The following is a 26,075-nucleotide window of genomic DNA, read 5'->3' on the forward strand; positions in this document are numbered from 1 at the left end:
GATGAGAGCGTTCCTGCCCGGATCGGCCGTCCTCGTGCTCGCCCTCGCCGCGGCGACGCTGGCACCGCCCGCCGTCGCCCAGGACGAGCCCGCCGACGCGCCACCACCCGGCGAGGTCACCTCGCTCGGCACACCGCTGCAGGACGTGCTGCTGATCGGCGGCACGCTCGGCGCCGGCCCGGACGGCGCGCCGGTGCTGTGGAGCGCGTCGTCGGGTGCGCCCGCGCACCTCAACGCCGTCGACCCCGCCACCGGCGAGGCCGTGGGCCGGTACGACCTCACCGGAGCCGGCGGGTCCTGGGCGGTCGACGCCGGCGCGGACGGCTCGGTGTACGTCGGCACCTACGGCGCGGCCGGGCTCTACCGCTGGACGGCCGCGGGCGGCGTCCAGGCACTCGGCAACCCGATCCCCGGCGAGACGTTCGTCTGGGACGTCTCCGTCGCCGACGACGGCCAGGTGTACGGCGGCACGTCGCCGGGCGGGAAGCTGTTCGGCTACGACCCGGCCACCGGCGCGTTCCGCGACTACGGCCGGCTCTCCCCCGCGCACGCCTACGTGCGCAGCGTCGCCGTGCACGGCGACACCGTCTTCGCCGGCACCGAGAACCCGGCCGCCGTGTTCGCCGTCGACCGCGCGACCGGCGCCAGCACCGCGCTGCCGGTGCCCGACGGCCTGGACGTCTCGGCCGCGTGGGCGTACGACGTCGACGTCGTCGGCGACTACCTGTACGTCCGCTACGGCACCGCGTCGCCCAGTCCGCTGTACGTCTGGGACATCGCCGCCGGCCAGTGGGTCGACAGCATCGCGACGGCGCACGGGCTGGAGCCGTCGCCACCGGACGAGCAGGGCCGCGTGTACCTGATCGTGGCCGGCGAGCTGGTCCGCTACGACCCCCGCGACGGCAGCACGGTGAGCACCGGCGTGCCGTTCACCGGCCGGGTCGCGAACACCCGGGGCATCGGCTGGGCCGAGCTGGGGCTGCCGGACTACCCCGGCCGCAGCATCGTCGGGCTGCTCTGGCGCGGCATGATGTTCCGCTACAACCCCGAGACCGGCGCGAGCTCGTTCGTGCAGACCACCATCGAGGGCGAGCCGATCGACATCACCGCGCTCAGCGAGGGCCCGGACGGGCGCGTCTACGCGGGCGGCTTCCTCAACGGCGGCTTCGCGGCCGTCGACCCGGACTCCGGCGCCCGCGAGGAGTTCCACACCTTCTCGCAGAGCGAGGCGATGACGACGCACGCCGGCCGGCTCTACGTCGGCGCCTACCCGGACGCCCGCGTCTACTCCTACGACCCGGCGCTGCCGTGGCACAGCCCGGAGTACTCGCCGTCGCCGGAGCCCGGCGCCGTCGACAACCCGGCCCGGCTGTTCGACTTCAAGGCCGACCGGCAGATCCGCCCGCGCGGGCTGACGTCGGCCGGCGACTACCTCGCCGTCGGCACCATGCCCGACCTCGGTGAGCTGGGCGGCGTGTTCGCGCTGTACGACGCGGCCGGCGGCGAACTGGTGCACGCCGAGCGGAACCTGATCGAGGACGAGAGCATCGTCGCGCTGGCCTACCGCGACGGCGTCGTGTACGGCGCCACCAGCATCTACGGCGGGCAGAGCGCCACGCCGCCGACGCAGCCCGAGGCCACCGTGTTCGCGTGGTCGGTGGCCGAGCGGCGGCTGCTGTGGGAGCTGAACCCGGCGGACGGCAAGCCGACCATCGGCGCGCTGGCCTTCGACGGCGCCGGCCGGCTCTGGGGCCTGTCCGGCACCAGCCTGTTCGCCATCGACGTCGCCGCCGAGGCCGTCGTCGAGCGGGTGAGCTTCGGCTCGAGCGGCAGCAGCTCCGGCGACCTCGTGCTCAACCCGGTCGACGGCCTGCTCTACGCCAGCCCGGCCGGCAACCGGCTGGTCCGCGTGGACCCGTCGACGCTGGCCGTCGAGACGCTGCGGACCGGGACGGCGACGCACCTGGCCGCGCACAGCTCCGGCGACGTGTACCTCTCGTCCGGCCACGAGCTGCTGCGGTTCACGCCCCGGTGCACGACGACCGTCACCGGCACCCACCGCGGCGAGCTGACCGCGTCGACCGGCACGCTGTGCCTGGACGACGCGACGGTGCTCGGCTCGATCAGCGTCACCGGCGGCGCCGGCCTGCGCATCGACGGCGGCGCCGTGTCCGGGTCGGTCACCGCCGACGGCGCCTCGCCGGTGGTCATCGACGGCGCGACGGTGCGCGGCGCGGTCAGCCTGGTGAACGGGCCGGCGCCGGCCGCCGTCATCTCCGGGTCGACGATCTTCGGCTCGCTGGCCTGCTCGGGCAACGCCGAGGCGCCGACGGACGACGGCGTGCCGAACCGGATCCGTGGTGCGCGCTCCGGGCAGTGTGCGACGCTGTGAGCCCTGGTTCAGACGTGAGGAGCGGCGGCATGCACGTCCTGGTCATCGGCGGCGCCGGCATGGTCGGCAGCAACGTGGTGCCGCACCTCGCGCAGTGGCACACCGTCCGGGTGCTCGACCCCCGGACGGTGGCCGCCGCGGGCGTCGAGTCGGTCACCGGTGACGCCCGGTCCCCCGCCGACGTCGCGGCCGCGATGGAGGGGATCGACGGCGTCGTGCACATGGCCGCCGCGGTGCCCCGGGTGGGCGGCTACGACCCCGACGCGAACCGGCTGGCGTTCGAGGTCAACGTCGCGTCGCTGCACCTGGCGATGTCGCTGGCCTCGGCCGCCGGGGCGCGCTCGTTCGTGCACGTCAGCACCATGTCGGTGTTCGGCGACTACTCCGCACGGCGCATCGACCCGGCCGCCGTGCCCGACTCCGACGAGGTCTACGGCCTGACGAAGCGGCTGGGCGAGCAGGTCGTGGCGGCGCTGTCGCCGGCGCTGGGGCTGCCGGCCTGCTCGCTGCGGCTGATCTACCCGACGCCCGACGCCGACTGGCCGCAGTGGCGCTCACCCGAGGGGCACCCGCCGCGGCCGATGTCGATGCGCGACGGCACGCCCATCCCGGCGCTGGCCGCGGCCGACCTCGCGGCAGCCGTCGACCGCGCCCTGGCCTGGACCGGCGCCTACCGCCGGTTCAGCGTCACCGCCGACGTCGCCGGCCGGTCCATCGTCCCCGACGACACCCACGAGGCGCTGGGCTGGCGCCCGGTCCGGGTGCTCTGACGGCGTCAGGGCGCCACGTACACGTCGCGGCCGCCGAGGATCGTCCGCCGCACCGTGGCCTCGGCCAGCTCCTCGACCGGCCGGTCGAGGATGTCGCGGTCGAGCACGACGAGGTCGGCCAGCTTGCCCGCCTCGATCGAGCCGGTGAGCCGCTCCTGGCGCAGGGCGTAGGCGGCGTCGAGGGTGTAGGCGCAGATGGCGCGTTCGAGGCCGGGCACGGCGTGCGGGCCGATGCGCAGCGACGTGGCGATGTTCGCCAGCGGTGACAGGTCGCCGACGTCGAAGTCGCTGCTGAGCGTCACGGTGGCGCCGCCCTCCATGAGCGCGCGGATCGGCTGCAGCCGGGCCGCGCGCTCCGCGCCGAGCACCGGCTCGTCGCCGCGCCGGTACTCCGGGTCGTCGATGCCGGGCGCGGAGGTCTGGAAGTCGGCGACCACGCCGAGCCGGGCGAACCGCTCGAGGTCGGCGGGGTCCGGGTACTCGATGTGGGTGATGCGGTGGCGGGCGCCGAGGTCGCCGTTGCGGCGGCGGGCGTGCTCGATCGCGTCGAGCGCCTCGCGCACCCCGCGGTCCCCGATGGCGTGCAGGTGCACGCTGAAGCCGTCGCGCTCCAGCTCGGTGACGTAGCGGGCCGTCCTGGCGGCGTCGAAGTAGTTCAGGCCGCGGTCACCGGGCACCGGGGTGCCGACGAGGTAGGGGTCGAGCAGCGCGGCCGTCAGGTTGCTGGTGATGCCGTCGACGCAGATCTTCACCTCGGCGACGCTGAGCGGCCCGGCCGGTTCGCGCCGGTACAGGCGGCGCAGCTCGGCCAGCTGCTCGTCGTCGGGCAGCTCCGGGTGCGCCCACAGGCCCAGCGTCGTCCGGGCCTTGAGCCGGCCCTCGCGCTCGGCCCGCCGCCAGAGCGTCAGCTGGTCGTGCGGGTCGCGCCAGAACACGCGGGCGTCGGCGACGGACGTGATGCCGGCCGCGGCCAGCGCGTCCTGGCTCTGCAGCAACAGCGGGTACTCGTCCTGCGGCAGCAGCTCGGCCAGCCGGGTCGAGTGCACCAGCATCGCGTTGTCGAGCAGCAGCCCGGTGGGCCGCCCGGCCGCGTCGCGCAGGGTGACGCCGCCGGTCACCTCGGGGGTGCCGGGCCCGATGCCCAGCACGTCGAGCGCCCGGGTATTGAGCCAGGCGGCGTGGCCGTTGGAGTCGAACATCAGCGCCGGCCGGTCCGGCACGGCGTCGTCCAGCAGCTCGTACGGCGGGCGCGGCCCCTCGGTCAGGCGGGTGACGTCGAAGCCGGCGCCGACCACCCAGCCGGGCGGGCCGCCGTGCGTGCAGCCGCGCACCTGGCGGACCAGTTGCGCGGCGTCGGCGTCGTAGTCCAGCAGGCAGCCGCCGCCGGACCGGCCCTCGATCGGGTGGCAGTGCACGTCGTGGAAGCCCGGCAGCACGAGCCCGCCCGCGGCGTCGACGAGCTCGGTGCCGGGGCCGATCAGCGGCTCCAGCGAGGCGCGGTCGCCGACCGCCTGGATGCGGTCGCCGGAGATCGCCACGGCCTGCGCCCACGGCCGGCGGCGATCCAGCGTGTACACCGGGCCACCGGTGATCACGCGGTCGGCGGCCCGGCGCCCGGAGCCGTCGCAGCCGGCGGCGAGCAGCGCGGCGGCCGACGCGGTCAGCAGGCCGCGCCGGGTCAGGTGGCCTCGAGTCAGGCCGCTCGTGGGGTGTGCCATGCCGCGACGGTACAACCCTGCCCTGTGTGCAACAAGTTTGTTGCATCTGAGACATGGCTGCTACCCTCGCGCCATGAGCCGGTCACCGCGGTCACTCCTCGACGTCGCCACCGAGGCGCTGCTCGCCAGCCCCGGCGCCTCGCTCACCGAGGTGGCGGCCGCCGCGGGCGTCAGCCGCACCACCCTGCACCGGCACTACCCCACCCGGCACGCGCTGCTGCTCGCGGTCGCCGAGCACTCCGTCACCCGGGTCGAGCGCGCCTACGCCGGCGCCGGCCTCGACGCCGCGGGCGACGACGCCGCGGCGGCGCTGCGCCGGCTGCTCACGGCGCTGATCCCGCTCGGCCCGCAACTGGAGTTCATCCACCGCGAGCGCTCGCTCGACGACGACCACGGCCTGCACGCCCGCTTCGACGCGCTGGACGACCTCGTCACCGGGCTGGTCCGGCGCGGCCAGGACGCCGGGGTGCTGCGCGCCGACCTCCCCGCCTGGTGGCTGGTGTCGTCGCTCAACGGCGCCGTCTACGGCGCCTGGGAGCTGATCGACCTGGGCCGGCTGGCCCCGCTCGACGCGCCCGGCCTGCTACTGACCACGCTCCTCGACGGCATCGGCCGCTGACCGGCCGGCGTCCAGGCCGAACACCTCGGCCGCGTTGCGCCACATCACGAGCTCCTCCTCGGCGGCGCTGAGCCCGGCCGCCCGGATGGCGCCCAGCGTGACGGCCGGGTGGATGAGGGTGGCGTCGCTGCCGAACATCAGCCGCCGCGGGCCGATGCGGTCCAGCACCCATCGGATGCGGCCCGGCGCGGGCGTCGACCAGCACGGCTCGAACCAGATCCGGTCGGTCCGCTCGGCCGCCGACGGCGTCAGGCGCCAGTCCGGGCCGCCGAGGTGGGCGGCCACGACGCGGGCGCCGTCGACCCGGGCGACGACGTCGGCGAGGCCGACGATCTCGTCGCCCCACGTGTGCACGAGCGCCGGGAGGTCGTGCTCGGCCAGCAGCCGCAGCGCGTCGGCCATCGCCGCCGAGCCGCCCGGTGACTGCGCGTACTGCGTGTGGATCTTCGCACCCGCGAACAGCCCGGTCGGCAGCAGCTGCTCGAGCTGCGCGGCGGCGACGTCCAACTCGCGCGGGTCGACGACCAGCAGCCCGCGCAGCCGCGGGTGCTCGCGCAGGACGGGCAGCAGCGCCGGGTTGCCGGTCAGCGGGTCGTACACCACCGCCTCGACCGCCGACACCAGCTGGACGTCGATGCCGCAGTCGTCCATCACCCGCAGGTTGACCGCTGCGTCGCCGACGTCGGTGCTGAAGAACCACGGGCCCCAGTGGCCGTGCACGTCGATGATCACGCCGCCTCCAGCAGCCGGGTCAGGGTGCCGCCGGTCACCAGCTCGCGCTGCGGCGGTGTCAGGCCGCTGGCCGCCAGCCGGTCGACGACGGCGGCCGCCTCGAACCAGCCGGGGCGGCTGCCGAACACCAGCCGCTCGGCGCCGGCCTCGGCGGCCAGCAGCTCCCAGCCGTCGACGTCGCCGAGCAGCCGGGTCGACGCGTGGAAGCCGGGCTCGTCGCGGGCCAGCAGCACGAAGTCGCCCAGGTGGTAGAAGTGCGCGTCGACGAACACCGCCCGCACGCCCAGCCCGGCCAGCGCCGGCCCGACGACCCGGACGTCGCCCTCGGCCAGCAGCACCAGGCCGGCCGCGGCGGCCGCCCGGGCGACCGCCCGCAGGCCGGGCGCCGTGGCCGGGACGTGCTGCCGGTCCGGCGCCAGCCGCACCGCCCGCACGCCCAGCTCCGCCGCCCGCTCGACCTCGGCCAGCGCCGTCAGCGGGTCGCGGAGGTCCACCCCGAACGCCGCGTGCCAGCCGTGCTCGGCGGCCACGGCCCGTGCTTCGTCGTTGCCGCTCGGCGCGTCGAACAGCAGCGCGCGCAGCGATGTCACCAGCCCGCCGCCGATGCCCAGCGGCCGCAGCGACGCGGCCAGCTCCGGGCCGGTCAGCCGGGCGCCGGCCGCGACGTCGCGCCCGACCAGCAGGTCGGCGTCGAGGATCACGAGGCCGCCACCGCCGTGTGCACCTTGGTGACCGCGGCGACGATGTCGTCGACGTCGGCCGGGGTGAAGTTCTCGTTCCACGGCACCACGACGAGGCGCCGGTAGACGAGGTCCTCGGCCACCGGGCACAGGCCGTCGCCGTAGTCGCGGCCGGCCAGCGGGTAGCCGGACGAGCCATAGGTGAGCGGCTTGCGCAGCACCGGCTCGGCGTAGAGCGGCCGGGCCAGGTAGCCGGCCAGCGACGGCACGCCCTCGGCCGTCAGCGCCGCCGCGTAGCGCTGCAGCCCGGCCTCGTCCAGGCCGTCGACCAGCAGCGGGTAGTACCAGTACACGTGGTCGCCGTCGTCGGGCGCCAGCCCGAGCCCGGGCAGCTCGGCCACGCGGCTCGCGAACGCCGTGGCGCCGGCCCGGCGCCGCTCGACGACGGCGGGCAGCTTGCGCAGCTGCTCGCGGGCGACCGCGCCGACCAGCTCCGTCATCCGGTAGTTCAGCGCGAACGACAGGTAGGCCCGCTCCCCGGTCTCGCGCGGCCAGCCCTTGTCGGCGAAGCGGCGCAGCCGCAGCGCGAGGTCGGGGTCGTCGGTGGTGACCAGGCCGCCGTCGCCGGCGGTGATGTGCTTGTACTGCTGCAGGCTGAAGCAGCCCAGCTGCCCGGCGGTGCCGGTCAGCGGCCCGCCGGGACGCACGGGCGCGAGGTAGGCCTGCGCGCAGTCCTCGATCAGCATGATGCCGGCGCGGTCGGTCAGCTCGCGCAGCCGCGCCACGGGGGCCGGCTTGCCGAACAGGTGGACGGCGATGACGGCGCGGGTGCGCGGCCCGATCAGTGCGGCGACGGCGTCGGGGTCGAGGTTGCCCGTCAGCGGGTCGACGTCGGCGAAGACCGGCACCGCGTTCTGCGCGATGATCGGGGCGACCGAGCCCATGTCAGAGATGGGCGGGACGATGATCTCGTCGCCGGGCTCGGGGTCGACGGCGGCGACCGCCAGGTGCAGCGCCGCGGTGCCGCTGCTGCAGGCCACCGCGTACCGGGTGCCGATGAGCGCGGCGAACTCCTCCGTCAGCGCGTTCACCTCGGTGCCCCAGACGCTCGCCAGCATGCCGCTGCGCAGCACCCGCAGGACCGCGGCCTCCTCCTCCGCGCCGATGGTGCGCCCGCTCGCCTCCAGGGCCGACGGCAACGGCCGCCCGGTGCGTACCGGCGTGCCGCCGTCGATGGCCAGCGTTCCCACAGCCTCGCCTGCTTCCTGTCGGGTGACGTTCATCGTATCGGCCTGGCCCGAAAACTGGACCAGGTGGCTACAGTTGTCGCATGGACACCTCGATCGGCGTGGTCGGCCCACACGACCTGGTCGACAGCGTCGCGACGGTCTGCGAAGAGCAGGCCGGGGTGCGGGTGCACCGGTTCGACTACGACCACGAGACCCAGGCCTCCGCCATGGTGACGACGCACGCGTCCGGCGTCGACGCCTGGCTGTTCACCGGCATCGTGCCGTACACCCTCGCGCACGACGCGCTGACCCGCCCGGCCGCGTTCGTCGACTACAGCGGGTCGACCCTGCTCGAGGCGGTGGTGCGGCTGCTGCGCGAGGGGCACGACGTCACCCGGCTCTCGGTCGACACCCTCGACCCCGCGCAGGTGCACGGCACGCTGCGCGACGCCGGCGTGCCGGTCGCCGAGGTGCGCACGCTGCCGTACCGGCCCGGCGCCACGGCCGCCGACTTCGCCGCCTTCCACCGCCGTCACGCCGCCCGCCACCAGGGCGCCGTCGCGGTCACGTGCCTGGCGTCGGTGCACGACCAGCTGGCCGGCGAGCTGCCGGTGTTCCGGCTGGCGCCGTCACGCCAGTCGGTCCGCGGCGCGCTGCGCCAGCTGCTGCTGTCGGCGACCAGCCAGATCCAGGAGGACGCACAGGTCGCGCTCGGCCTGGTCGAGGTCTCCCCCGCATCCGAGCACGACGACCTCGCCCGCGAGGTGGGGCTGCTGGGCGGCTCGCTGTCGCAGTACTCCGAGACGCTGTCGCTGATCGTCACCACCCGCGGGCCGCTGCACGACGCCTCGCGCGGGTTCACCGCGCTGCCGCTGCTGCACCGCCTCGGCCAGCGCCACGACGTCGTGCGCATCGGCTTCGGCATCGGGCACAGCGGCGCCGAGGCCGAGCGGCTGGCCCGCCGGGCGCTGGCCCGGGCCCGCAGCCACGGCGACGTCGCCGCCGTCGTGTCCTCGCGCAACGACGTCGACATCCTGCTCGAGACGGTCGCGCCGGCCGAGGCGCCGAAGCCCGACCAGAGCCGGGCGGTCGTCGCCAGCCGGGTCGGGCTGTCCGTCGGCACGCTCGACCGCCTCCGCGAGATCACCACGGCCACCGCCGACCGCCCGCTCACCACGCGCGACATCGCCGACGGACTCGGCGTGCAGCTGCGGACGGCACGCCGCATCCTGCAGCGGCTGGAGCTCGCGGGGTGTGCGCAGCGGTCGGGCAGCCTCGAGTCGGGCACCATCGGGCGGCCGTTGACGCTGTACCGCATCACGCTGTGACCTGCTGAGAGCTCACGCCCGGAGCCAGCGGTCCAGCCGCTCGGCGATGAAGGCGTCGTCGCGCAGGCCGGGGTAGGCGGCCCAGATGCGGTCGATCTCGTCGAGCTGGCCGGGTGAGAGCACCTCGGTCTCGTCGAGGCACCACAGCCCGGCCAGCAGGCCCTGGCGGCGCAGCACCTCGTGGATGCCGGGCACGCAGCCGTGGAACCCGTGCGCGGCGTCGAAGATCGCGGCGTTGGCGTCGGTGAGCACCGGGTTCAGCGCGAGCAGCTCGCGCAGGGCGGCGTCGTCGCCGCCACGGGCCCGTCCGGCCGCGGCCAGGATGTCGACCGCGCCGCGCACCCACACCGCCCACTGCCCGAGCAGCCCGCCGACCACCTCGAGGCGCTGCCCGCCGACCTCGTAGGCGGTGAGCAGGTCCATGACGATGTGGTCGTCGTTGCCGGTGTAGAGGGCGATGTCGCCGGCCCGCCCGGACGCGGCCAGACCGTGCACCACCTCGAGCGTGGCGTACCGGTCGAACGGCGCCACCTTCACCCCGGCGACCGCGGGCTGCTCGGCCAGCCGCCGCCAGAAGTCCCGGCCCAGCGGCCGCCCGCCGACCGCCGGCTGCAGGTAGAACCCGATGACCGGGATGACCTCGCCGACCGCGCGGGCGCGGTCGAGCAGCTCGTCCTCCGACGCGTCGCCGGTGCCGTACGGGGTCAGCAGCGCGAGGTCGTAGCCCAGGTCGCGGGCCAGCTCGGCCTCGGCGACCGCCTGCTCCGTCGGCCCCACGATGCCGGTGACCAGCACCGGCGCCTGCTCGGGGTACTCGCCGGCGGTCTCGGCGGCCAGCTCCAGCACCGGCGCGAGCAGGCCGCGGCCAGGCTCGTGCACCGCGAACTGGGTGGTGTGCACGGCGACCGCCAGGCCGGTGGCGCCGGCCTCGACGTAGTACCGCGACAGCGCCCGCTGTCGGCGCTCGTCGAGCTTGCGGTCCTCGTCCAGGGCGAGCGGGTGCGCCGGGATCACCCCACCGGCCAGGAACCGGTCCACAGCCGTGGTCATCAGAACTTCCCGTCGCGTCGCTGGAACTTGGTCGGCTTGCCCAGTGTCGGCAGGCCCGCGCGGACCCAGTGCGCGCTCGCCTCGACCAGCTCCGGCACCGTGACGTCCGGGTAGCCGAACAGGGCGTGGCAGCGCTGCGCGTTGCTCAGCAGCGCCGTGCCCGCCTCCTCACCGGTGAACGTCACCGGCTTCTCCAGCGCGGCCGCGAGATCGGTGGCCAGGCGGCGCACGCCCAGCGTCTCCGGGCCGGTCAGGTTCAGCAGCAGCGGCGGCGTGGACGCGTGCAGCAGCGCCCGCAACGTCACCTCGTTCGCGTAGCCCTGCCACACCAGGTTCAGGCTGCCCATCGTCACGTCGACCGGCTCACCCGCCGCGATCGTCTGCGCCAGGTCGATCAGCACCCCGTAGCGCATCTCCACCGCGTAGTTCAGCCGGATGATCGCCACCGGGGTGTCGTCGCGCTGCGACGCGGCCTGCAGCAACCGCTCGCGGCCCAGGCACGACATCGCGTACTCACCGACCGGACCCGGCTCGGTGTCCTCCGTCGCCCCGCCGCTGCCCACACCGGTCAGCGGGTACACGTTGCCGGTGGACAACGCGCTGATGCGGCTGCCCGCGTAGCGCCGCGCCACCCGCCCCGGCAGGTACACGTTGGTCTCCCAGGTGCCGGCCTGGTTGCCCTCGGTGCCGAACTTCGCGCCCACCAGGTACACCACGTTCGCCGCATCCGGCAGCCCGGCCAGCTGATCGTCGTCGGCGATGTCGGCCGCCACCACCTCCGCGCCGGTCGCCTCCATCGCCTCGCGCGCGCCCTCGCCGCCGTACCGCGACACCGCGAACACCCGGGCGCCCGTGCCGGCCTCCTCGATGCCCCGCACCGCCAACCGCACCAGGCTCACACCCAGCTTGCCGCTCGCCCCGAGCACCACCACGTCGCCGTCGAGCCGGCGCAGATCCGCCACCAGCTCCGGCCGTGGCCGAGAAAGTCGCTCGTCGAGCTCGTCGATGCTCCGCACCCGCACCCTCCATCATCCGTACTTACGGTCTAGACCGTATTTGTCGGAACGTGAGGATGTCAAGGCGGGATATTGCACAGATACGGGCGGTTATTCCGCGGCCAGACCGGCCCCGAAGACGATGGCGAATCCCACGGCGAAGCCCGCCGCGGAATGGTCGAAGATCAGGGCCAACAACAGGCCCAGTCCGAACGCGACCATGAACCTCTTAGCCAGCTTCTGACCCATCGCCACTCCCTGCAGTGGTGGGGACAACGCTGGTTCCATGATCGACCCGGCCACCCGGGATCGCGCAAGCGAAAGTCTCACATTGAGGGACGGCGCCCCGAGTTTCGTCCGGGTGTGTCGCGGTACGTCACCCCGGCCGGCGGGATCGGCCGACGCGGCTGGGCTGCCGGGTTGTCGTGGCGGTAGTCACCCGGCGCGGGCCGAACCCCAGGCGGCCGGAGCGCCGCACCCGACCCACGCGGCCGGGCACGGCTCGACGGCCGCGGTCACCCCCGGCGGGAGAGCCCGCTCCTCCCCGACGCCCCACGGGGTCCGCCCCCCGGGGGTCGCGTGGCGGTTGAGTGACGCTGGCGCCAACCGTTGGCGCCAGCGTCACCCGGCGCGGGCCGAACCCCAGGCGGCCGCAGCGCCGCACCCGACCCACGCGGCCGGCACGGCACGACGGCCGCGGTCACCCCCGGCGGGAGAGCCCGCTCCTCCCCGACGCCCCAAGGGTCCCCCCCCCCCCCCCCCCCCCCGGGGAGTCCCGTGGCGGTTGTTGACGCTGGCGCCAACCGTTGGCACCAGCGTCACCCGGCGCGGACCGAACCCCAGGCGGCCGCAGCGCCGCACCCGACCCACGCGGCCGGCACGGCACGACGGCCGCGATCACCCCCGCGGGAAGGCCCGATCGTCGCCGAACACCCGCTCCGCCGCGGCGACCACGTGGCCGGCGCCGTCCGGGCCGGCCATCAGCTGCGGCTGGCGCAGCCAGAACACCGTCGCGGCCGCGCCCTCGGCTCCCGGTGCCGGCAGCGCCCGCACCAGGCCCTGCAGCGGCGCCAGCCCGCCCAGCGGCGGGTAACCGGCGTCGACGGGCACGCCCTCGGCCTCGAGGGCACGGCTCACCCAGTCGCGGTCGACGCCCGGCGCGGCCCGCAGCATCAGCAGGTGCCGCGAGTCGGCCGTCGTCCCGTCGGGCTGTGGCACCACCGCCACCGGGCGGTCCGCCGCGGCCAGGCCGGCCGCGACCTGCCGGGCGAACGCGTCGCGCGCGGCCACCTCGTCGTCCAGGCGGTGCAGCCACGGCAGCAGCAGCGCCGCCTGCAGCTCCGTCATGCGCAGGTTCCAGCCGACCTCGGCGTGGTGGTACCAGGCGCCGTCGCGGACCCGGCCGACGTTGCAGGCCGACCACACGCGCGCGGCGAGGTCGTCGTCGTCGGTGACGATCAGCCCGCCCTCGCCGGCCGTCATCGCCTTGCTGGACTGGAAGCTGAAGGTGCCCGCCGTGCCGTGCGACCCGACCGGCCGGCCGCGGTAGGAGGCGCCGTGCGCCTGCGCGCTGTCCTCGATGACGGCCAGGCCGTGCTCGGCGGCCAGCGCCAACAGCTCGTCCAGCGGCGCCGGGCTGCCGGCGAGGTGGACGGGCATGACGGCGCGGGTCCGCTCGGTCAGCGCGGGCCGGACGGTGCCGGCCGTCAGGTGCAGGTGGCCGGGGTCGACGTCGGCCACCACCGGCACCGCGCCGAGCAGCAGCACGGCCGTCGCGCAGGCGACGAACGTGTACGCGGGCACGACCACCTCGTCGCCGGGCCGGACGCCGGCCGCGCGCAGCGCCACGAACAGCGCCAGCGTGCCGTTCGTCAGCACGATGCCGTGCTTCGCGCCGTGCCGGCCGGCGAACTCCGCGGCCAGCTGCTCGCACAGCGGGCCGGACGTCGCGCCCCAGTGGCCGCTGTCGACCACCTCCGCCAGCAGCTTGCGCTGCTCGTCCGACGCGGGCGGCGGCCAGGCCGGCCAGGGTGCGGAGCGGACCGGCGTGCCGCCGTCGATGGCGAGTGTCGTCATGGCGTCTCCTGCAGTGCGGTGGGAAGGCGCCGGCCGAGCAACCGGACGGCGTTGCCGCCCAGCACCAGCGCACGGTCGGCGTCGGACAAACGGGCCAGCCGCACCCTCCCCAGGCCCGGCCGCGGGTCGAGGAAGCACGCGTCGGTGCCGAACAGCACCCGGTCGGCGCCGGCGAGGGCGACCATGCGCTCCAGCCAGCGGGTGGTGAGCCGGGAGCCGCAGATCTCCAGGTACAGGTTGGGCGCGGCGGCGGCCAGCCGGGCGGCGCGGTCGTAGCCGTCCGGCCACAGCCCGGCGTGCCCGACGAGCAGCGCGACGCCGGGGTGGCGGCGGGCCAGCTCGGCGAGGTCGCCGGGGTCGGAGTACGGCGAGCGGGTCTGCCCGTGCGACAGCACCGGCACCCCGGCCGCGGCGGCCAGCTCGAGCAGCGGCTCGTACCGCGGGTCGGTCGCGGCGCACAGGTGGGTGTCCGGGTGCAGCTTCAGCCCCCAGACACCGGGCCGGTCCAGCTGGTCGCGCAGCAGCGCGGCGGCGCCGGGCTGGTGCGGGTCGGCGACCAGCCAGACGCCGAGGCGGTCCGGGTGCCGGTCGGCCTCCGCCAGCGCCAGCTCGTTGCCGGCGACGGCGTCGCGGCCGACGGCCAGCAGGTGCGACACGCCCACCGCGTCGATGCCGATCGCCGCGTTGGTGTCCAGCAGCCAGGCCGGGTCCGGCTCGGGCACGAAGAAGTCGGCCCACGCGCCGATGTGGCCGTGCATGTCGATGACGGGGCTCATGACCGCTCCCCCGCCACCAGCGCGTCGAACGACCCGGCCGCGATGAGCTCGACGTCGGCGGCGGGCAGCCGCAGGTGGTCCAGCTGGAACCGCGGGCCGGCGTCGTCCCACACCGGCGCGCCGGTGCCGAACACCAGCCGGTGCGCCCCGGCGCGGCGGGCCAGCCACTCGACCGCACCGGCCGCGACCAGCGTGCCGGTCTCGACGGACACGCCCGGGTGGGCGTCCAGCAGCTCCGCCAGCTCGCGCAGCGACCGGTAGCCGGGCGAGAGCACCAGGACCCGCAGCCCCGGCACCGCCGTCACCAGGGCGCGGACGCGGTCCAGCCCGGTCTCGCCGGCGTCCAGCGCCAGCGGGATGCCGGCCCCGGCCAGTTCATGCCACCAGCCCATGGCCACCGGCCCGGTCAGCGCGAACCGGTGCCGCACCGGGCAGGTCCGCACCATCGCCGGCGCCGACGCGACCACGATGCCCGGGTCGCCCGGCCAGCCGGCCCCGGGCACCGCGGGCAGGACCACCGGGACGGTGACCAGCCGCTCGTGCCGGGCCTCGGCCGGCTGCTCCACGGCGGGGTCGCCGTACAGCCCGCCGCTCGGCGTGACGGCGGCGCCGTCGATGCCGAGGTGGTCCAGCTCCGCGAGCAGCCCCGCGACGTCCGCCGACGGCACGTGGTCGCCGGGGATCGGGCCGAGCACCCGGTGGGCGTCGAAGATCCGCACCAGGAGCTCAGCCCTTCAACCCGGTCGTCGCGATGCTGTTCACCAGGTACCGCTGCAGGACACCGAAGATGACCAGGCACGGGACCACGCTGATGGCCGCCGACGCCATGATGCGCGCCCGCGTCACCGTCTCGGCGTTCAGCGTCGACAGCCCGACCGTCAGCGTGCGCATCTCGTCGGTCTGCGCGATCACCAGCGGCCACAGGAAGTCGTTCCAGTGCCAGAGGAACACGAAGATCCCCAGGGTGGCCAGGACCGGCTTGGTGAGCGGCAGCACCAGCCGCCAGAACACCGTCCACTCCCCCGCGCCGTCGATCTTCGCCGCGTCGAACAGGTCGTCGGGGAGGTCCTTGATGAACTGCCGCATCAGGAACACCGCCTGCGAGTTCGCCAGCGTCGGGACGATCAGCCCCCAGAACGTGTTGACCCCGTCCAGCTTCGACACCAGCACGAACATCGGGATCAGCGTGGCCTGCGCCGGCACCATCAGCGTCGCCAGGAACGACCACATCAGCGCGTTGCTGCCCGGGAACCGCTTGCGGGCGAACGCGTAGCCCGCCATCGCCGCCGTCAGCAGGATCACGACGACCGAGACGATGGAGAAGACGAACGAGTTCAGCGTCCAGCGCAGGAACGACGACGCCGACAGCACCGCGGACAGGTTGTCCAGCGTCACCTCGTCCGGCATCCGCTGCGGGATGGTCTGCGCGCCCTCGGGCGTGATCGCCAGCACGAACACCGCGATGAACGGCACCACGGTGAAGACCGACGCCAGGATCAGCAGGACGGTCAGCCAGACGTTGGCCGGGGAACGGCGGCGGCCCTTCCTCGTGGGCGGCGGCGTGGTCGCCGTCGCGGGCGGTGCGGTGAGGGTGGTCACGTGTTCTCCCGGTCCAGGACGTAGCGCTGCACCAGCGAGATCGCGAGGACCACGAGGAACAGCATGACGCCGATGGTGGCGGCGTAGCCGAAGTCGAAGAACTTGAAGCCCTGGTCGTACAGCATGTACACCAGTCCGTACGACGCGCGGGCCGGGCCGCCGCCGGTCATCACGTAGATGGTGTCGAACACCTGGAACGCCACGATCGTCTCGATGACCACCACGAAGAAGAGCACCGGCTTCAGCAGCGGCAGCGTGATGCGGCGGAACTTCGCCCCCGGGCCGGCGCCGTCGAGCGTCGCCGCCTCCATGACGTCCTCGGGGATGTTCTTCAACCCGGCCAGCAGGATGAGCATGGAGTACCCGAAGCTCTTCCACACCGACACGACGGCCAGCGACCCCAGCACCATCGCCTGGTTGCCGGTCAGGAACGGCACCGGCCCGAGGCCGACCTTGTCCAGGGCGCCGTTGAGCAGCCCGTCGGAGTCGTAGATCCAGATCCAGATGATGCCGGCCATGACGAACGAGGTCACGTACGGCAGGAACAGCAGCCCGCGGAACAGCCCACGGCCGCGGATGACGTGGTGCAGCATCGTGGCCGTGCCCAGCGACACCACCAGCGTCAGCGGCACGTACATCAGCGCGTACATCAGCGTGACGCGCAGGCTGTCGAAGAACAGGTCGTCCTCGATCAGCCGGCGGTAGTTCTCCGCGCCGATGAAGGAGAAGTCCCCGCTCAGCCGGTAGTCGGTGAAGCTCATCCCGACGGCGCCGAGGCTCGGCACGAACCGGAAGATCACGAACAGCACGAGCATCGGCAGGACGAAGATCACGCCCCAGCCAGGGTCGCGGACGCGCTGCCGCCACGTCGGGCGAGGCGGGGCCGTGCGTTGCAACGTCATTCGGTTCTCCTCGCCCGCCGCAGGGCGGCCGCCGGGTCGGCGGCCGCCCTGGTCACGGTGGTGTCGGCCGGGGCGTCAGCCGCCACGGGCGATCAGGTCACGCGCCTCCGAGGCGGCGTCGGCCAGTGCGTCCTCGGGCGACTTCGAGCCCTGCAGGGCGGCCTGCAGCTGCGCCGACAGCACCGCCATGACCTGACGGGAGGTCGGCTCGACCTCGCCCGGGCGAGCGTACTGCAGCGCGTCGCTGAGCGTCGCCAGAGCTTCGTCGCCGGTGGGCGCGTCGACGTCGGTGCGGGCCGGGAACGTGCCCGCCTCGGCGTTCAGCGCCGCGTTGACGTCCGGGCTCGCGATGAACGACGCCACCTCGTACGCCGCGTCCTCGTCGTCGTTGATGCTGGTCAGCGCCAGGACGCCGGGGATGCCGAAGCTCACCTGCTCTTCGCCGCTCAGCGGCGCGCCGACCGTCACGTTCTCGGCGCCGAGGCTGGTGCGCATGATCTCGATGTCGGGCATCGTGATGGCGTACGTCATGGCCGTCGTGCCCGTGGTCAGCGGCCCGCCGTCGACGAGGTTCGTCTTCGTGGCCGCATCGGCCGGGAGGCCGCCGGCCTCCTGCAGGTCGAGCAGGAACTGCAGCGCCTCCAGGCCCTCGGCCCCGTCGAAGGCGACGTCGGAGCCGTCCTCGGTGAAGATGGTGCCGCCGGCCTGCCACAGCAGCGGGTAGAAGGTGAGGTTCAGCGTCGTCTCCGGCGAACCGGAGTAGTCGAGCACCGAGACCCCGTTCGCCGCCAGCGCGGGCGCCGCCTCCAGGACGTCGTCCCACGTGGCCGGCGGCTCGGTGATGCCCGCTGCCTGGAACGCGGCCATGTTGTACGCCGTCGTCGTGCTGGTGTGGTAAATCGGCACGCCGTACAGCTCGTCCTCGAACGTGACGACCTCCAGCGCGCTCGGCAGGTAGGCGTCGCGGTCGTCCTCGACGGCGCCGTCGAGCGGCTTCAGCCCGCCGCTGACCTGATACTGCAGCGTCTGGTCGGGCGTCAGCAGCACGAGGTCCGGACCCTGGCCGGACGCGATCGCGGTCGCGATCTTCTCGTCCCGGCCCTCCCACGGCTGCTGTTCGATGGTCAGGTCGATGTCGTCGTGCTCGGCCTCGAAGTCGGCCTCGACCTGGTCCCAGAACGCGATGCTGGCGTCCTGGTCCGGGATCACCGGGTACATCCACACCGTGATCTCGGACGAGCCACCGCCACCACCGGCCGTGTCGTCATCAGACCCGCCGCACGCGGCCACGGTCAGCGCGGCTGCCGCCGCGACTGCCACACTACGAACTCGCACCGGAATCCTCCTCGCCCAGGAGCCGGCGAATACCGGCCTGGGCCGAAACTACAGCTGCCGATGTCAGCCGTCAAGGCACCTCGGCCGACACTCATCAGGTCGAGATTCGATCGATATCCAGCAACCCATAATAACGGCCTTGACCGAATATATCGGCGTCGCTACGCTGCGGCCATTTCCGCCCAAGGAGGCCGCATGCGCCCACGCCTGCTCGTCCTGTTCGCGCTCGTGCTCTCGCTGCTGGCGCCATTGCCGGCAGCCGCGTCCGCACCGGCGCCGGCCGCCGATCCACCCTGGACCGCCCAGCCACTCGGGCCGGCCAGCGTGGCGACGCCCACCGGATCGGGCGGTTTCATCGGCGACACCCTCTGGTTCTCGACCCGGCAGGCCAACCCGCCGGCCCTGATCGGGCTCGATCCCGCCAGCGGCGAGGCGATCAGCCAGATCCCGCTCCCGGACAGCCTGGGCGCCTGGGTCAGCGCGGCGTCCGGCACCGACGTCTACGTCGGCACCTACACGCCGGCGAAGCTGTACCGCGTCGACACCCTCAGCGGCGAGGTCCAGGAGATCCTGACGGCCGGCGGTTCCGGCGCGGTCGTCTACGCGCTGACGGTGGCGCCCGACGGCGTGGTGTACATCGGGACGTACGAGTCGTCCGGCGGGCGGATCTTCGCCTACGATCCGGCCTCCGGCGCCGTCACCGATCTGGGCGTCACGGTGCCCGGCCAGGACTACGTGCGCGCGCTGGTCGCCGACGACCGGTACGTCTACGCGGGCATCGGCTCGGCCGCGTCGCTCGTGCGCATCGACCGCGCCACCCACGAGATCGCCGACCTCACTCCCCCGGAGCTGGCCGGCGCCACCTTCGTCTCGTCGCTGGCGCTGCATGACGGCGTGCTGCTCGGCGGTGTGTCGCCGCGGGGCCAGCTGCTGGTGCTGGACACCGCGGACCCGTCCCGGCACGAGCTGGTGCAGGCGCCGGCCGAGACGTTCGTCGTCGCCGTCACCGGCGGCGAGCCCGGACGTGCGTACTTCGCCGCGCGCCCCTCGGGGACGCTGTACGGCTACGACCTGTGGTCGGGCACCGCGGAGGCGCTCGCGGTGCCGGCGCCGGAGAAGGCGGCCAGCGGCCTGACCTTCCACGAGGGCAGGGTCTGGGGCCTGGTCGACGGCCTCGCCTACAGCTACGACCCGGCCTCCGGCACCGTCGCCGGCCTGCCGCTCGACGCCGCCGGCGTCACCCCGAGCCCGGAGGGGCCGATGGCGCTCGCCGCCGACGACGAGCACGTGTACGTGTCCGGCTCCGGCGGCGTCCAGATCCACGACCCCGCCGCGGGCACCAGCACCCGGGTCTTCGTCCCCGGCGAGGCCAAGTCGCTGTGGCCCACCGGCGACACCGTCTACCTCTCCGTCTACACGCGGGCGCTGATCTACGAGCTGGCGCAGGTGTCCGGACCGGTCACGCACCTGGCCGACATCGGGCACGAGCAGACCCGGCCCCGCGACTCCTTCTTCGACGAGGGCACCGGCCGGCTCTACGTCGGCACCGAGCCCGACTACGGCCGCTACGGTGGCGCTCTGGCCAGCTACGACGTGGCCACCGGCGAGCTGGCCGTGTACCGCGACATCGTCGACGAGCAGACGATCTCCGCCGTCACCGCCGACGGCGACACCGTCTACCTCGGCAGCGACATCAAGACCGGCCTCGGCACCAGCCCGATCGCGACCCGGGCCGAGGTGGCCGCGGTCGACGCCGACACCGGCGCGGTGCGCTGGTCGATCCCGGCGCCCGGCGCCGCGACCGTCGTCGGGGACCTCCAGCTGATCGGCGCCGACCTGGTCGGCGCGACCTCGACCGGCCGGCTGTTCGGGCTCGATCCCGCGACCGGCGCGCTGCGCTGGGAGCACGCGCTGGGCGTCAACGCGTCGATCCTGACCCCGTCGGCCACCGGCGTCTACACGACGGACGGCAAGTCGATCTTCCGGCTGACCTGGCCGGCGCCGGGCGCGCCGGTGGTCTCGACCGTCTACACCGGCCTCGCCGGCGAGTGGTACGGCCCGGCGTCGGTCGCCGCGACCCCCGACGGCACCACGCTGTTCGCCGTGCAGGGCCGCACCCTCGTCCGCCTCGACGTCCCCGGCGAGCTGTTCGCCCCGGTGTCGGCGACGGCGGCGTCGTCGTGGGTGGGCCACCCGGACCGGTCCCGGGTGTGGCGGGCGTCAGTCACCGTCACCGTCCAGGACCGGCACGGGGCGCCGCTGGCCGGCGCCAGGGTGTCGGCGGCGTGGCAGGGCGGGCGGGCCACCGCCTGCGTGACCGGCGACGACGGCGCCTGCGTGCTGCGCCGCACCGTCGCCGACGCCGCCGAGACCACCGTCGACGTCACCGGCGTCGCGCACGCGTCGCTGCCAGGGGGCGCCGTCGAGGTGTCCCGGACCATCACCGTCACCGCTCCGGAGAGGACCTCCCGATGACCGAGCTCAGCCGCCGCACGTTCCTCTCCGCTGCCGCCGCGGCTGGTGCCCTGCCCGTCCTGCCGGGGGTGGTGGGCACGGCCGCCGCCGCGGGTCCGCCGGCGCCGGAGCTGTTCGGGCCCGCGGCCGTCACCGCGGCCATCGTCGGCATGGCGGTCGACGGCGACACCGGCTACATCGTGACCCGCGGCCAGACCCCGCCCAAGGTCGTCACCGTCGACCTCGCGTCCCGGACGGTCACCCGGGTCGACCGGCTCCAGCGCGGCGACGGCGGCTGGGCGTGCACCGTGTCCGGCGGGCAGGTCTACGTCGGGACCTACCCGACCCCCGACCTGTACCGCTACGACCCCGCCACCGGTGAAGTCGAACTGCTCGGCACCATCGGGCCGTCCGGCGGCTTCGTCTGGTGCCTGACGACGGCGCCCGACGGCACGGTGTACGCGGGCACGTCGCCGCGGTGCGAGCTGTGGGAGTACCGGCCCGACACCGGGGTGCTGCGCAACCTCGGCCGGGTGGCCACGGACACCCAGTTCGCCCGGGTCATCGCCGCCGACGACACGCAGGTGTACGTGGGCACGACCCCGCTGCGCCACGTCATCGCCGTCGACCGCGCCACCGGTGCGAAGCGCGACATCTACCCGGTGGAACTGGAACGGGCCGGGTCGGTCGACCCGATCATCGCCACCGGCGGCCGGGTGCTCGTGTCGGCCGGCGGCCAGGTGCTCGACCTCGCGCCCGACGGTTCCGACCACAAGGTGATCGCCCCGCCCGAGCCGTCGACCATGATCGACGCGCTGACGCTGACGCCGTCGGGCGACCTGCTGGGCGTCGCGCGCCGCACCGGCGCGCTGTACCGGCGGGAGGGCGACGCGCTCGAGCAGGTCGACACCGTCAACCCCGGCGACGAGACCCGCGGCATCTGGCAGCGCGAGGAGTCGGTGCTGGTCGGGGCCGGCGGCAGTGGGGTGCTGTGGTTCCACGACCTCGCCACGGGCGGCACCGAGACGCTCGACCTCACCGAGGAGGCGGCCGTGGCCGGGCCGGATCTCGTCCAGTCGATCGCGTACGACCCGGGCGCCGCCATGTACGTGGGCGGGCATTTCTATCTCACCGTGCACCAGCCGTGGGCCGGCGTCGAACCGCGTCGTATCCGGGTGGCCGGCGAGGTCAAGGCGATGCTGCCACACGAGGGCCGGGTGCTGGGCGCGCTCTATCCCAGCGGGGAGCTGATCAGCATCGACCCGGCCACCGACACCGTCACGTCGCTGGGCCTGCTCGGCAACGACCAGCAGCGGCCGTGGGAGCTGGCCCTGGACGCCGAGCGCGGCCTGCTCCTCGTCGCGTCGATGCCGGGGACCGGCCGGCTGAACGGCGCGCTGACCCTGCTGGACCTCGAGACCGGCGCGATGGACGCCCATGTCGGCGTACTGCCGGACCAGGGTGTCACGTCCGTCGCCCTGCACGACGGCATCGCGTACCTGGCCGGCGACACCTGGGGCGGTGGCGGCACCACACCGGCGCGGCCGGCCGCAGAGGTGGCCGCGTTCGACCTGGAGTCCCGGACCGTGCTGTGGCGCACCGAGCCGATCGCCGGGATGGCCAGCATGCAGCACGTCGAGGTGCACGACGGGTTCCTGTACGGCGTGTACAAGCGGCAGAGCGGCACCTGGTTCGCGATGGACCTCGCCACCCGCACCGTCGTGCATCAGGGCAAGGTCAGCGGCTACGGCGAGATCGTCGTGCACAACGACCAGGTGTTCGCCGCGACCAACTTCGGCGACTACGTGTACCGGCTGCGCCCCGGTCACGACGCGGAGCAGCTGGCCGGGCCGCTCGTCGCCAGCTGGTTCACCGTTCCTCAGCTGGAGTTCGAGCGGGGCTGGATGGCGTGGGGCGTCGCCGGTCGTCAGCTGGCGCGGTTCGACCTGCATCCGCGGCATCGGCGCTGAGCTCACCGGCCAGTGCCAGCCAGGTCGTCGTCGGGATCGTCCCGGCGACGACCGGCGGGTCGATGCCGGTCGACGTCAGCAGCCGGTGGGCGCGCTTCTTCGGCACGTGCGCGCCGAGAACCTCGCGCACCGGCCGCCGCGGCGCGCGGTAGGCGTCCTGCAGCAGCTTGCGGGCCAGCCGGGCCTGCGGCCGCGACACGTCCGGGCGGCGGCGGATCACCAGGTGCGCGGAGTCGACCGACGGCGCCGGCCGGAAGCTGCCCGGCCGGATCCGTCCGGCGATGCTCAGCTCGAACCGGGCCTGCCACCACGCGACCTCCAGGTCGCGCGGGCGGTCCTCCGTCATGCGCTTGGCGAACCCCCACTCGACCAGCAGGTCCGCCGCCTCGACGGAGGTCGCCTCCGGATCGAGCAGGCGGCGCAGCAGCGCCGTCGAGATGGCGTACGGGATGTTCGCGACCACGGCGTACGGGCGGCGCGGCAGCATCACACTGCGCGCGTCGGCTTCGACCACGCGCACCTCGCCCGCGTCGGCGAAGCGCCGCTCCAGCTTCGCCACGAACCGCGGGTCCCGTTCGACGGCGATGACGCGGGCGCCGGTGGCCGCCAGCGGCGCGGTCAGCGCGCCGAGCCCGGCGCCCAGCTCGATCACCAGGTCGCCCGGGCCGGCGCCGGACGAGCGCACCATGCGCGCGCTCACCGACGAGTCGCGGAGCAGGTGGATGCCGGCGTGGTTCGGCTCGGCGCCGGCGGAGCGACGCCCGCCCGCGCCGCGGCTGGGACGGTTCTGGCGGTTCGGGCGCTGGTGGGTGCGGGAATGCCGTGGCATGGGCCATCACGACCAATCAGGATCACAGGAGTCAGCGGACGTCGAAGAGCCGCGCCGTTCGCCTCGGGTGTGGTCACCGAGGGACGGACGCGGCTGCGGCGTGCTCCCGTGATGCCGGCCCGGACCCCGCTCAGCCGGGGGTCAGCCGGTGGTACGTGAAGCTACGCCGTGACGTGCCGGCGGATGCGCCAGGACGCCACAGCGCCGAACTTCAATGCTCCCATGCTCCAACCGTAGCGGCCGGCCTCAGCCGGACACCAGCGCTTTCGGTGTGACGGTCACCTCGAACGGCTGCGCGAGTGTGACCCTCTCCTCGCCCGAGGCCCGGCCCACCTCGACATACGCTCCGTCGACCAGGTCGTAGGCCACGATCGACGGCTCGTCCGGGTCGACGATCCAGTACGACGCCACCCCGCAGTCCGCGTACTTCGAGTACTTGAGCAACTGGTCCTTCCGCCGGGTGCTCCTCGACTGGACCTCCACGGCGAGGACCAGCGGCGCGGTGATGGGTCCGTCCCTGTCCTCGTCGCGGCGGACGATGAGAACGTCTGGCTGGAACGAGGTCCCACGGTCCGGCTGCCAGTCTCGAGGTGCCACGTACACCTTCAGGTGGCTGGGCATCGCCGTACGCAGCAACACGGCGATCTCGAGGACGGCGGTCTGATGCGGCCCCAACGGTGCCGGCGTCACCAGCAGGAACCCATCGAGCAGTTCGTAGCGGAGTCCGTCGTCGGGCAGGCCGGCGAGGTCGTCGACGGTCCAGGCGTCGGTTCCACGTGGCCGCTCCATCATGGTTGTCATGGTGCCCCTTTCCGGGCTCGGTCGCCACTGAGCCTTCCCCAGATGATCATGCTCCGCCATCGCCGATCCGCAGATTGTGGACAACTACCCGAGCAGCAGCTCGTTGTGGACGACCTCGGCGCGTTCGCCCTGCCAGCGGCGCCGGGCCCACCGGTCGTGCGTCACCACGACGACGGCCAGGCCGGCGCCGTCGACGGCGGCTTCGAGCTCCTCGACCAGCCCCAGCGACAGGTGGTTCGTCGGCTCGTCGAGGAGCAGCACCTGCGGCCGCGTCACCAGCAGCCGGGCCAGCGCGAGCCGCCGCTGCTGCCCCACCGACAGCGCGCCGACCGGGGTCGCGAGCGCCGGGCCGGGCAGCAGGCCGAGGCCGGCCAGCTCGGCCTGGTACTCGTCCGCCGGGCCGGGCCGCCCGGCCGCGAACGCCTGCACCGCCGTCAGCGACGGGTCGGCGAAACTGCCGGTCTGCGGCAGCCAGCCGATCCGCAGCCGGCGCGACCGCAGCACGTCGCCCGTCTCCGGCTCCAGCGCCCCGGCCAGCACCGACAGCAGCGACGACTTGCCGGAGCCGTTGCGGCCGGTGATCATCAGCCGGGTGTCGCGGGTGACGTCCATCGCGCGGGCGGTGATGCGGCCGGGCACCTTCACGTCGCGCACGGCGATCAGCACGCCGTCGGGCACGTCGGCGCCGAGCGCGGCGTCGAACGTCAGCAGCCGCGGCGGCTTCGGGATGCGCAGCTCCTCCAGCAGGCGCAGCCGGTTCTCGGCGTCGCGGACCCGCCGCGACACCGCCGCGTCGACCTTCTGGCCGAGGAAATGCGCGACGAACTTGTCGTTGTCGCGGCGGCCGCGGCCCTCGTGCCCGACCCGGCGGGCGTCCTGCTTGACGACGGCGCGCGCGGCGTCGACCTCGTCGGACCAGGTGGCGAACGCCTGCTCCCACCGGGCCCGGGCGGCGGCCTTGCCGGCCAGGTAGTCGGTGTACGTGCCGGTGTAGCGGGCCGGGCCCACGTGCGGGACGCCGTCGCGGCCGACCGTCAGCGCCGGGTCGAGGTCGAGGATGGACGTCGCGACGCCGTCGAGGAACGCGCGGTCGTGCGAGACGATGACGACGGCGCCGCGGTGCGCCCGCAGCGCCTCCTCGAGGAACTCGATCGCGTCGTCGTCGAGGTGGTTCGTCGGCTCGTCCAGCAGCAGCACGTCGGGGGCCCGGACCAGCGCGAGCGCCAGCGCCAGCCGCGACCGCTGCCCGCCGGACAGGGTCTCGACCGGCCGCTCCCCCGCGACGTCGGCCAGGCCGAGGCCGGCCAGCGCGCGAGCCGCCCGGGCGTCGGCGGACCAGCCGTCGCGGTGCTCGAACTCGGCCAACAGGTCGCCGTACTCGTCCAGCACCGACTGGTCACCGTCGGCGAGCCTCGCCTCGGTGGCGCGCATGCGCTGCTCGAGGACGCGGAACTCCGCGAGCGCGGCGTCGACGGCGCCGTCGACGGTGCTGCCGGCCGGCAGGTCGGGCTCCTGGGTGAGGTAGCCGAGGCTGCCGTGCCGCTCGACGGTGCCGGAGTCGGGCCGCTCCACCCCCGCGGACAGCCGCAGCAGCGTCGACTTGCCGACCCCGTTCTCGCCGACGATCCCGAGCCGCTCGCCCACGGTGGCGTCGTAGCCGACCCCGTCGAGCACCCGGCGACCGGCGTAGGAGATGGAAAGGGCGCGAACGGAAAGTAGAGACACGTGACGACCTCGACGAGGTTGCTGGGAGCCCGCCGGGTGGACACACCTCGGGCGCGGGCGAGAGTCACGCGTCAGATCACATCGAGATCGATGAT

The 26,075-nt window shown here is 74.3% G+C and carries 22 protein-coding genes; 6 read left to right on the top strand and 16 right to left on the bottom strand.

Translation table 11 applies throughout. The annotated features are described in order from the left end of the window. Nucleotide 1: 1 nt before the first annotated feature. Both BLV02_RS14765 and BLV02_RS14770 read left to right on the top strand, forming a co-directional pair. Nucleotides 2-2,392, top strand: a complete 2,391-nt coding sequence (locus BLV02_RS14765) for a PQQ-binding-like beta-propeller repeat protein (RefSeq protein WP_069111917.1) — start codon at nt 2-4, stop codon at nt 2,390-2,392. Between the two features lie 29 nt (nt 2,393-2,421). Next, nucleotides 2,422-3,162, top strand: coding sequence for an NAD-dependent epimerase/dehydratase family protein (locus BLV02_RS14770; protein WP_074946350.1), 741 nt, complete (start codon nt 2,422-2,424; stop codon nt 3,160-3,162). A 5-nt stretch (nt 3,163-3,167) separates the two neighbouring features. On the opposite strand, the gene BLV02_RS14775 is transcribed toward BLV02_RS14770, so the two are convergent. Continuing rightward, complete coding sequence (locus BLV02_RS14775; protein WP_083288718.1) at nt 3,168-4,880, bottom strand: amidohydrolase; 1,713 nt, start codon at nt 4,878-4,880, stop codon at nt 3,168-3,170. A gap of 73 nt (nt 4,881-4,953) precedes the next feature. Here BLV02_RS14775 and BLV02_RS14780 point away from each other — a divergent pair, with 73 nt between their 5' ends. Continuing rightward, nucleotides 4,954-5,499 (top strand): TetR/AcrR family transcriptional regulator, encoded by a 546-nt coding sequence (locus BLV02_RS14780; RefSeq protein WP_069111915.1) that lies wholly within the window; start codon nt 4,954-4,956, stop codon nt 5,497-5,499. Here the strand turns inward: BLV02_RS14780 and BLV02_RS14785 are convergent. The 3 genes from BLV02_RS14785 to BLV02_RS14795 are packed head-to-tail and all read right to left on the bottom strand — an operon-like array spanning nt 5,464 to nt 8,161. After that, on the bottom strand, nt 5,464-6,231 hold the full coding sequence (locus BLV02_RS14785) for an amidohydrolase family protein (RefSeq protein ID WP_069111914.1): 768 nt from the start codon (nt 6,229-6,231) through the stop codon (nt 5,464-5,466). The two genes, BLV02_RS14780 and BLV02_RS14785, sit on opposite strands and share 36 nt — an antisense overlap. Beyond that, complete coding sequence (locus BLV02_RS14790) at nt 6,228-6,932, bottom strand: amidohydrolase family protein (protein WP_069111913.1); 705 nt, start codon at nt 6,930-6,932, stop codon at nt 6,228-6,230. The genes BLV02_RS14785 and BLV02_RS14790 overlap by 4 nt, the downstream gene beginning before the upstream one ends. Further along, nucleotides 6,929-8,161: a DegT/DnrJ/EryC1/StrS family aminotransferase gene (locus tag BLV02_RS14795; RefSeq protein ID WP_216094256.1), complete on the bottom strand. Its 1,233-nt coding sequence runs from the start codon at nt 8,159-8,161 to the stop codon at nt 6,929-6,931. The genes BLV02_RS14790 and BLV02_RS14795 overlap by 4 nt, the downstream gene beginning before the upstream one ends. Nucleotides 8,162-8,241: 80 nt before the next feature. Here BLV02_RS14795 and BLV02_RS14800 point away from each other — a divergent pair, with 80 nt between their 5' ends. Next, on the top strand, nt 8,242-9,468 hold the full coding sequence (locus BLV02_RS14800; protein ID WP_069111912.1) for a response regulator: 1,227 nt from the start codon (nt 8,242-8,244) through the stop codon (nt 9,466-9,468). 12 nt (nt 9,469-9,480) lie between these two features. Here BLV02_RS14800 and BLV02_RS14805 read toward each other — a convergent pair whose 3' ends face one another. From BLV02_RS14805 to BLV02_RS14840, 9 genes are all read right to left on the bottom strand, one after another. After that, a complete protein-coding gene (locus BLV02_RS14805) occupies nt 9,481-10,518 on the bottom strand; it encodes a dihydrodipicolinate synthase family protein (RefSeq protein ID WP_069111911.1) in 1,038 nt (345 codons plus the stop codon). Then, nucleotides 10,518-11,534 carry an NAD-dependent epimerase/dehydratase family protein gene (locus tag BLV02_RS14810; protein ID WP_069111995.1) on the bottom strand — a complete coding sequence of 339 codons (1,017 nt, stop codon included), beginning with the start codon at nt 11,532-11,534 and terminating at the stop codon, nt 10,518-10,520. Before BLV02_RS14810 ends, BLV02_RS14805 begins: the two co-directional genes overlap by 1 nt. A 90-nt stretch (nt 11,535-11,624) precedes the next feature. Further along, entirely contained in the window at nt 11,625-11,762 is a 138-nt protein-coding gene (locus BLV02_RS36525) for a hypothetical protein (protein WP_157740878.1), read from the bottom strand. Between the two features lie 648 nt (nt 11,763-12,410). Continuing rightward, complete coding sequence (locus BLV02_RS14815; RefSeq protein WP_069111910.1) at nt 12,411-13,589, bottom strand: DegT/DnrJ/EryC1/StrS family aminotransferase; 1,179 nt, start codon at nt 13,587-13,589, stop codon at nt 12,411-12,413. Then, nucleotides 13,586-14,365, bottom strand: a complete 780-nt coding sequence (locus BLV02_RS14820) for an amidohydrolase family protein (RefSeq protein WP_069111909.1) — start codon at nt 14,363-14,365, stop codon at nt 13,586-13,588. Before BLV02_RS14820 ends, BLV02_RS14815 begins: the two co-directional genes overlap by 4 nt. Next, the gene (locus BLV02_RS14825) at nt 14,362-15,084 is read right to left on the bottom strand and encodes an amidohydrolase family protein (RefSeq protein ID WP_069111908.1); all 723 of its coding nucleotides are present in this window, start codon (nt 15,082-15,084) and stop codon (nt 14,362-14,364) included. The genes BLV02_RS14820 and BLV02_RS14825 overlap by 4 nt, the downstream gene beginning before the upstream one ends. Nucleotides 15,085-15,091: 7 nt before the next feature. Continuing rightward, the gene (locus BLV02_RS14830; RefSeq protein ID WP_216094255.1) at nt 15,092-15,964 is read right to left on the bottom strand and encodes a carbohydrate ABC transporter permease; all 873 of its coding nucleotides are present in this window, start codon (nt 15,962-15,964) and stop codon (nt 15,092-15,094) included. After that, on the bottom strand, nt 15,961-16,866 hold the full coding sequence (locus BLV02_RS14835; RefSeq protein ID WP_069111907.1) for a carbohydrate ABC transporter permease: 906 nt from the start codon (nt 16,864-16,866) through the stop codon (nt 15,961-15,963). The genes BLV02_RS14830 and BLV02_RS14835 overlap by 4 nt, the downstream gene beginning before the upstream one ends. A 75-nt stretch (nt 16,867-16,941) precedes the next feature. Continuing rightward, complete coding sequence (locus tag BLV02_RS14840) at nt 16,942-18,201, bottom strand: ABC transporter substrate-binding protein (protein WP_083288716.1); 1,260 nt, start codon at nt 18,199-18,201, stop codon at nt 16,942-16,944. Nucleotides 18,202-18,396: 195 nt separating this feature from the next. On the opposite strand from BLV02_RS14840, the gene BLV02_RS36530 reads away from it, so the two are divergent. Together BLV02_RS36530 and BLV02_RS14850 are read left to right on the top strand one after the other, a co-directional pair. Then, nucleotides 18,397-20,676: an outer membrane protein assembly factor BamB family protein gene (locus BLV02_RS36530; RefSeq protein ID WP_069111905.1), complete on the top strand. Its 2,280-nt coding sequence runs from the start codon at nt 18,397-18,399 to the stop codon at nt 20,674-20,676. Beyond that, entirely contained in the window at nt 20,673-22,625 is a 1,953-nt protein-coding gene (locus tag BLV02_RS14850; protein WP_069111904.1) for an NHL repeat-containing protein, read from the top strand. The genes BLV02_RS36530 and BLV02_RS14850 overlap by 4 nt, the downstream gene beginning before the upstream one ends. Here the strand turns inward: BLV02_RS14850 and BLV02_RS14855 are convergent. The 3 genes from BLV02_RS14855 to BLV02_RS14865 all read right to left on the bottom strand — a co-directional run bounded on the left by BLV02_RS14855 (nt 22,525) and on the right by BLV02_RS14865 (nt 25,980). After that, entirely contained in the window at nt 22,525-23,454 is a 930-nt protein-coding gene (locus BLV02_RS14855; RefSeq protein ID WP_069111903.1) for a ribosomal RNA small subunit methyltransferase A, read from the bottom strand. The genes BLV02_RS14850 and BLV02_RS14855 overlap by 101 nt on opposite strands. Before the next feature lie 246 nt (nt 23,455-23,700). After that, complete coding sequence (locus BLV02_RS14860; protein ID WP_069111993.1) at nt 23,701-24,255, bottom strand: Uma2 family endonuclease; 555 nt, start codon at nt 24,253-24,255, stop codon at nt 23,701-23,703. 84 nt (nt 24,256-24,339) lie between these two features. Further along, nucleotides 24,340-25,980: an ABC-F family ATP-binding cassette domain-containing protein gene (locus BLV02_RS14865; RefSeq protein ID WP_069111902.1), complete on the bottom strand. Its 1,641-nt coding sequence runs from the start codon at nt 25,978-25,980 to the stop codon at nt 24,340-24,342. Nucleotides 25,981-26,075 lie beyond the last annotated feature (95 nt).

The organism is Jiangella alba (genome assembly GCF_900106035.1).
GTDB lineage: Bacteria > Actinomycetota > Actinomycetes > Jiangellales > Jiangellaceae > Jiangella > Jiangella alba.

Coding starts and splice junctions, on each gene's coding strand:
- BLV02_RS36525 (WP_157740878.1), bottom strand. CDS start 11,762: ATGGGTCAGAAGCTGGCTAAGAGGTTCATGGTCGCGTTCGGACTGGGC.
- BLV02_RS14855 (WP_069111903.1), bottom strand. CDS start 23,454: ATGCCACGGCATTCCCGCACCCACCAGCGCCCGAACCGCCAGAACCGT.
- BLV02_RS14850 (WP_069111904.1), top strand. CDS start 20,673: ATGACCGAGCTCAGCCGCCGCACGTTCCTCTCCGCTGCCGCCGCGGCT.
- BLV02_RS14815 (WP_069111910.1), bottom strand. CDS start 13,589: ATGACGACACTCGCCATCGACGGCGGCACGCCGGTCCGCTCCGCACCC.
- BLV02_RS14780 (WP_069111915.1), top strand. CDS start 4,954: ATGAGCCGGTCACCGCGGTCACTCCTCGACGTCGCCACCGAGGCGCTG.
- BLV02_RS14820 (WP_069111909.1), bottom strand. CDS start 14,365: ATGAGCCCCGTCATCGACATGCACGGCCACATCGGCGCGTGGGCCGAC.
- BLV02_RS14805 (WP_069111911.1), bottom strand. CDS start 10,518: ATGACCACGGCTGTGGACCGGTTCCTGGCCGGTGGGGTGATCCCGGCG.
- BLV02_RS14835 (WP_069111907.1), bottom strand. CDS start 16,866: ATGACGTTGCAACGCACGGCCCCGCCTCGCCCGACGTGGCGGCAGCGC.
- BLV02_RS14770 (WP_074946350.1), top strand. CDS start 2,422: ATGCACGTCCTGGTCATCGGCGGCGCCGGCATGGTCGGCAGCAACGTG.
- BLV02_RS14860 (WP_069111993.1), bottom strand. CDS start 24,255: ATGACAACCATGATGGAGCGGCCACGTGGAACCGACGCCTGGACCGTC.
- BLV02_RS14775 (WP_083288718.1), bottom strand. CDS start 4,880: ATGGCACACCCCACGAGCGGCCTGACTCGAGGCCACCTGACCCGGCGC.
- BLV02_RS36530 (WP_069111905.1), top strand. CDS start 18,397: ATGCGCCCACGCCTGCTCGTCCTGTTCGCGCTCGTGCTCTCGCTGCTG.
- BLV02_RS14800 (WP_069111912.1), top strand. CDS start 8,242: ATGGACACCTCGATCGGCGTGGTCGGCCCACACGACCTGGTCGACAGC.
- BLV02_RS14765 (WP_069111917.1), top strand. CDS start 2: ATGAGAGCGTTCCTGCCCGGATCGGCCGTCCTCGTGCTCGCCCTCGCC.